At 72.3% G+C, this 6,000-nt stretch carries 6 protein-coding genes; 3 read left to right on the top strand and 3 right to left on the bottom strand.

Annotated elements, in window-relative coordinates; translation table 11 throughout:
• Positions 1-291, top strand: a 291-nt coding sequence (locus tag ACJ73U_RS34695) for a hypothetical protein (RefSeq protein ID WP_407781980.1), incomplete at its 5' end; no start/stop codon positions are given.
• On the opposite strand, the gene ACJ73U_RS34690 is transcribed toward ACJ73U_RS34695, so the two are convergent.
• The 3 genes from ACJ73U_RS34690 to ACJ73U_RS34680 are packed head-to-tail and all read right to left on the bottom strand — an operon-like array spanning position 292 to position 3,445.
• Positions 292-963, bottom strand: a complete 672-nt coding sequence (locus ACJ73U_RS34690; protein ID WP_407781979.1) for a response regulator — start codon at positions 961-963, stop codon at positions 292-294. It abuts the gene before it with no gap.
• Entirely contained in the window at positions 960-1,877 is a 918-nt protein-coding gene (locus ACJ73U_RS34685) for a sensor histidine kinase (RefSeq protein ID WP_407781978.1), read from the bottom strand. The genes ACJ73U_RS34690 and ACJ73U_RS34685 overlap by 4 nt, the downstream gene beginning before the upstream one ends.
• Complete coding sequence (locus ACJ73U_RS34680) at positions 1,874-3,445, bottom strand: serine hydrolase domain-containing protein (protein ID WP_407781977.1); 1,572 nt, start codon at positions 3,443-3,445, stop codon at positions 1,874-1,876. Before ACJ73U_RS34680 ends, ACJ73U_RS34685 begins: the two co-directional genes overlap by 4 nt.
• A 112-nt stretch (positions 3,446-3,557) precedes the next feature.
• On the opposite strand from ACJ73U_RS34680, the gene ACJ73U_RS34675 reads away from it, so the two are divergent.
• Entirely contained in the window at positions 3,558-5,543 is a 1,986-nt protein-coding gene (locus tag ACJ73U_RS34675; protein WP_407781976.1) for a thioredoxin domain-containing protein, read from the top strand.
• Between the two features lie 73 nt (positions 5,544-5,616).
• Positions 5,617-5,751 carry a hypothetical protein gene (locus ACJ73U_RS34670; protein ID WP_407781975.1) on the top strand — a complete coding sequence of 45 codons (135 nt, stop codon included), beginning with the start codon at positions 5,617-5,619 and terminating at the stop codon, positions 5,749-5,751.
• Positions 5,752-6,000 lie beyond the last annotated feature (249 nt).

Raw genomic sequence — 6,000 nt, 5'->3', positions numbered from 1 at the left:
TGGCAGACGGTCGCCGTCGTCGCCCAGCCCTCGCAGCCCTCCTCGCCGAACGACGACAAGGGCGGCCAGGGCGAGGACTTCGGCAAGTCGTCGCCGGTCGGCCTGCTCGTGCTGCTGCTGTTCTTCATCGCGGTGGCGTTCCTGGTCCGGTCGATGACCAAGCACCTCAAGCGGGTGCCGGCGTCGTTCGACCCGCCGTCCGACGAGGAGCCGGCGGAGGAGACGGGCGAGGAGCCCGCGTCGGCTGTCGTCGAGGACGAGCCGGCGGACGAGTCCGCCGAGAAGAAGTAGCTACTCGGTCATCCCGGCCTCGTAGGCGACGATGGCCGCCTGGACGCGGTTCTGCACGTCCAGACCACGCAGGATCGACGACAGGTGCGCCTTGACGGTGCCCTCGGCGAGGTGCAGTTCGCGGGCGATCTCCTGGTTGCTCAGCCCGCGCCCGACGAGCGCGAGGACGTCCCGCTCGCGCGGCGTGAGGCCCTCGACCCTGCGGCGCGCGGCGGCCGGCCGGCTCAGTTCACCCGCCCGCAGCCCGGCGATGACCCGGCGCGCGACCCGCGGGGACAGGTAGGCGGCCCCGTCCGCGACGGCCCGGACCGCGATGAGCAGCTCACGCGGGTCGGCGGCCTTGAGCAGGAACCCGCTCGCGCCGTCGGCAAGGGCCTTGGCCACGTACTCGTCCTCGTCGAAGGTCGTCAGCATGATGACCGGGGCGACGTCCCGCAGCTCGGCGGCCGCGGCGAGCCCGTCGAGCCGGGGCATGCGGATGTCCATGAGCACGACGTCCGGCTGGTGGGCGTGGGTCAGCTCCACGGCCTCCCGCCCGTCCCCCGCCTCGGCGACCACCGCGATGCCCGGGTCGGTGGCGAGGACCGCCTTGAGGCCGGCGCGAATCATGGCCTCGTCGTCGGCCAGCAGTACGCGGACGAGCTGACGGTTCGCTTCGGAGCCTCCGTTCATGCGATGGGCACCTGGGCCGTCAGCTGGAACGTGCCGTCCGCGTAGGTCGTGTCGAGGCGACCGCCGAGGAGCCGCAGCCGTTCCCGGAGCCCGACGAGCCCGCTGCCCGTGGTGCGCGGCTCGGTCGCCGGGTTGGTGATGTGGGTCGTGGCCTGGCGGTTGTCGGCGGTGATCAGGATGGTCACCGGTGCACCGGGGGCGTGGCGGGCGGCGTTGGTGAGCGCCTCCCGGACCACGCGCCGGATGGCCTGGTCGACCACGTCGGGCAGCGGCGCGGCACCGTCGAGGGTCACGGTCATCCCGGCGTCCCTGGCCCTGGCGACGGTCTCCTCGACGGCCGGCGCCTCGTCGCGGTCGCGGAGCATCTCGAGGGTCTGCCGCAACCGGTCGGTGGCGGCCACGGCCGACGCCCGCATCTCGCCGGCCGCGCGCCGGTGCTCCTGGCGGAGGTCGGGCGACAGCTCCAGCGCCCCGGCACGCAGCGCGATGAGGGCCAGCTCGTGCCCGAGCGAGTCGTGCAGCTCGGCGGCGAGGCGGCCGCGTTCGTGCAGGCGCGCCCGCTCGGCGACGTGCTCCTGCTCGCGTTCCAGCTGGCGCGCCCGCTCCCGCTCGGCCACCACGAGGAGCGCCTGCTGCCGCCGGTACCGCCCGGCCAGCCAGGGCAGCACCACGCTGATGACCAGGATGAACAGCGCCGACGTCACCTGGGACAGGTCCACCGCCGCGACGACCCCGCACCCACCGACACCCACGCCGACGAGGACCTGCCACCCGAAGCGGCCGGTGGCGTGCCGGCCGTGCAGGTAGGCGAGCACCGCGAGCGCGAGGTACGCACCCACCCGCCACAACGGCATGCGGTCGTCGATACCCAACCCGCCGAGCAGCCCGAGCACGGCGAGCACCCCGAGGCTCACGGGACCGACCTCAACCCGACCACCCGGACCATCCGTGCCACGAACACCGCGAGCCCCGCCACCGCGGCGACGGCCAGGGTCACGGTGAGCGGCAGCGCGAAGTAGAAGAGCTGCGCCCACAACACGGTCCGCCCAGCGCTGATCACCGACACGAGCTGCGGGTAGAGGGCGAAGAGCAACCCCGGCAGCAGGGTGGCCCCCAACCTCACCGCGCTCCAAATCCGCCGCCACAGTTGTCCACAACCGCTCCGGTTATCCACAGGCAAGATCGACATCCCCCTCCCCGTCACCCCCTGCCGGTAGACTGGCAAGGCGGGACGCCCCCGGGACAGGGTGGGGGTTTCGCTACCGTACAGAGGCGCGGTTTCGGCGGAAATTCTTGCGGTGGTTTGGGGCTGTGAGCTGGGGTTTTGTGGTTCTGGTGGGAAGGCGGTGTCTGGTCGGCGGGTGGCGCCGCGGGTCCTGCGGAGGGCGGTTCGGGATGCCCAGCGCCTCGCGCGTGCCACGCTCAGTGCGCCGAGAGCCGCCGCCAGCAGGGCCACCGCCGCCAGAACGCCCTCGGTGAGCTGCCTCGAACCACCCGGCGTCTCCGGCGTCTCGCCCCGCGTCAACGCCACCAGCCCGTCGAGGATGGCCGCTGTGTCGTCGGTCAGGCCGGCGCCGTTGGTCATCACCGCGTAGCCGTAGCCCGTCTTCGGGTCGATGGCCTGGATCGCGTTGTACGTCCACAGGTTGCCGCTGTGCACCAGCAGGCCGTTGTCGTCGGGTGCCCAGCCCATGCCGTAGTCGTTCACCGCGGATGGTTCGTGCATGGTGCGGAGCACCGCCGGCGACAAGGACCCGTTGCCCGTCTGCGCTATCAGCCACCGGCCCATGTCCCGCGCCGTCGTCACCACCGCGCCCGAGCCGTCCACCGCCGGCCCGTCGGACAGCTCCGGCCGCGAGAACCACAGGCCGAACAGCGAGTTGTACCCGTCGGCCGCCCAGCCGCCGACCGAGCTGTCCCGCATCCCCAGCGGCTCGAACACCGCCGACCGCACGTACTCGTCGAACGGTCGTCCCGACACCACCTCCACCAGCCGGGCCGCCACGTCGTAGTTCACGTTCGAGTACGACCACGACGTGCCCGGCGGATCGGCGGGCACGGCACCGGACAGCAGCGACACGTACTCCGCCAGCGTCCGCGTCGACGCCAGTCGGCCGATGTCGACCGAGCTGTCCCGGATCCCGGACGTCTGGTTCAGCAGCTGCCGCACGGTCACGCCACGCGGGAACGGCAGCCACCGCGACACCGGGGCGTCCAGCGACAGCTCCGGCAACGACAGCACCGCCGCCGCCGTGAACGACTTGCTCACCGACGCCACCCGCATCGGCGTGTCCGCCGTGACCGGGTGGCCGAGTGAGTCGTGCCCGGCGCCGGTCGCGCGCACGACCCGGTCCCCGTGGGTGACCACCACCGACACCCCCGGCAGACCCGTGGACTCGACAGCCGCCTGTACGTATGCGTCGATCGAGGCCGGCGCCGGCGGAACGACCGCCAGCACCAACCCCATCACCAGTGACCTCATGACGCCGAACGCTACGAAGCCGCAGGTCGATGGCGGATCTGTCGACCGGCCACAGTCACCCCCGACGAAAGGCAGAGCGGCGGCCCCCACGAACCTCTGGAAGGCTGGAGGCATGGCGAACCGGCTGGCGAACGCGACGAGCCCCTACCTGCTGCAACACGCCGACAACCCGGTCGACTGGTGGCCGTGGTCGGACGAGGCGTTCGCGGAGGCGCGGCGCCGTGACGTGCCGATCCTGCTGTCGGTCGGCTATGCCGCGTGCCACTGGTGCCACGTCATGGCGCACGAGTCGTTCGAGGACCCGACCACCGCCGCGGTCATGAACGAGAAGTTCGTCAACATCAAGGTGGACCGCGAGGAACGGCCCGACGTGGACGCGGTGTACATGACCGCGACCCAGGCGATGACCGGGCAGGGCGGCTGGCCCATGACGTGCTTCCTGACGCCGTCCGGCGAGCCTTTCCACTGCGGCACCTACTACCCGCCCGCGCCGCGACCGGGCATGCCGTCGTTCGGCCAGCTGCTGGAGGCCGTGCACGAGGCGTGGACGTCCCGTGACGACGAGGTGCGGAACGCGGGCGGCCGGATCGTCGAGGAGCTGCGCAGGCAGACCGCCGCACTGCCGGCGTCCACAGTGGACGATAAGGTGCTGGCGTCCTCCGCGGCCGCCATGCTCGGTGACTACGACCGACGCAACGGCGGTTTCGGTGGGGCGCCGAAGTTCCCGCCGTCGATGGTGCTGGAGTTCCTGCTGCGCCACCACGAACGCACGGGCTCGGTCGAGGCGTTGTCCATCGTGGAGGGAACCGCTCGGGGCATGGCGAGCGGCGGCATCTACGACCAGCTGGACGGCGGCTTCGCCCGGTACAGCGTGGACGCCGGCTGGGTGGTGCCGCACTTCGAGAAGATGTTGTACGACAACGGTTTGCTCCTCCGCCTGTACACCCGCCTCGCGCTGCGCACCGGCGACCCCCGCTACCGCGCGGTGGCCGAGGAGACGGCCGACTTCCTGCTGAACCGCCTGCGCACGACCGAAGGCGGCTTCGCGGCCTCGCTCGACGCCGACACCGAGGGCGTCGAGGGCCTGACCTACGCGTGGAGTCCCGCGCAGCTGACCGAGGTCCTGGGTCCCGAGGACGGCGCGTGGGCGGCGAACCTGTTCGGGGTGACCGAAGCCGGCACGTTCGAGCACGGCACGTCGACGCTGCGGCTGCTCGGCGAACCCGACGACCGGTTCCCGGAGGTGCGCCGCCGGCTGCTGGAAGCCCGCATGACCCGCCCGCAACCGGCCCGTGACGACAAGGTGATCACCGCGTGGAACGGCCTCGCTATCGGCGCGCTGGCCGCCGTGGGGGTGGCGTTCGACGAGCCGCGCTGGCTGTCCGCCGCGGTGGCGGCGGCCGAGTTCGTGACGTCGACGCACCTCGTGGACGGCCGCCTGCGCCGTGCGTCCCGCAACGGCGTGGCCGGTGACGCCGCCGGCGTGCTGGAGGACTACGGCTGCCTCGCCGACGCCCTGCTCACGCTCCACCAGGCGACGGCGGACCTGCGCTGGCTGACCGCGGCCGTCGACCTCCTGGACACGGCACTGGCGAAGTTCGCCGACCCGGACAACCCGGGCGCCTACCACGACACGGCCGCCGACGCCGCCGCACTGGTCTGGCGCCCGTCCGACCCGAGCGACAACGCGAGCCCGTCCGGCGCGTCCGCGCTGGCCGGGGCGCTGCTCACGGCGTCCTCGCTGGTGGGTTTCGACCACGCGTCCCGCTACCGCACGGCCGCCGAGGAGGCCGTGGCCCGCGCGGGCCAGCTGGCGGCGCGGGCACCACGGTTCGCCGGCCACTGGCTCACGGTGGCGGAGGCCCTGGCCACGGGCCCACTCCAGGTGGCGATCGTCGGCGAGGGCGGCCCACTGCTGCGAACGGCGATCGAACACGCCGCGGGCGGCACGGTCATCATGGCCGGCGAACCGGACGCGGCACCGCTGCTGGCCGACCGCCCCCTGGTCGACGGCAAGGCGGCGGCCTACGTCTGCCACGGCTACGTCTGCGACCGCCCGGTCACCGAGCCGAGCGCCCTGATCGCCGCGCTGAAGTAGGCCGTCGACTCAGCGGTTCCAGATCAACGTCGATGCGGGGCGACAGAGGACGCCCCCGGACGGCGCGGTCGTTGTGGCCGGTGAACCGGACGCGGGGCCGCTGCTGGCCGATCGTCCGCTGATCGGCGGCAAGGCGGCGGCGTACGTGTGCCATGGCTACGTCCGCAACCGGACCGAGTCAACCGCCCTGATCGCCGCGCTGAGGTAGGCCGTCAACACAGCGTTTTCTAGATCAACGCCAACGCAGGTGGTTGGGCAGACCCCCACCCATCCCGGGGGCGGCCCCGGTCCCATTCTACCGGCCTGCGCCGACAAAACCGCTGGTCGGCGCGGGCTGTGGATAACTTTCGCCGACCAGTTCGAGCGAATGGGACTGTCGTGGCTCTCCGCGCTTCCGCTGGCGGTGAACGCACCCCCATCCGGCGCGTTGCTGTCGTAACCTCGATATCAATGTAAT

This window comes from Actinophytocola sp., from assembly GCF_045807065.1.
Lineage (GTDB): Bacteria > Actinomycetota > Actinomycetes > Mycobacteriales > Pseudonocardiaceae > Actinophytocola.
Note: the sequence above shows the minus strand (reverse complement) of the source record. Positions and strands in the feature narration are given on the sequence as shown.